The organism is Candidatus Glassbacteria bacterium, assembly GCA_019456185.1.
GTDB lineage: Bacteria > Gemmatimonadota > Glassbacteria > GWA2-58-10 > GWA2-58-10 > JAJRTS01.
The window spans coordinates 1-306 of sequence record VRUH01000086.1; the positions used below are offsets into that span (position 1 = coordinate 1).

A 306-nucleotide genomic window follows, 5' to 3' on the forward strand; every position below is an offset into this window, starting at 1 on the left:
CGGGAGGCGGCCGAAGCTAAAGGATTGCTGAGGTGGCTCGATGAATCTGTCGACCGGGCCTACCTTGAGCAGGTGGTGGCCTGCCTGGTCCGGCCGGAGGTGGTAACGGCAGTCGCCGGGGAAGTGGAGATTGTCTATACGCCGCTGCACGGAACGGGCGTGACCATGGTGCCGGCTGCGCTGGAAAGAGCTGGATTCAGGAAAGTGGTCGTGCTGGAGAGCCAGCGGGAGCCGGACCCCGAGTTTTCGACAGTGGACAGCCCCAATCCCGAGGAGAAAGCTGCGTTGAACCTGGCGATCGAGCGG

General features: G+C 63.7%; 1 pseudogene (only partly in view). It reads left to right on the forward strand.

The features are described from left to right. Nucleotides 1-306, forward strand: a pseudogene (locus FVQ81_17330) (phospho-sugar mutase); it runs 906 nt beyond the window's last position.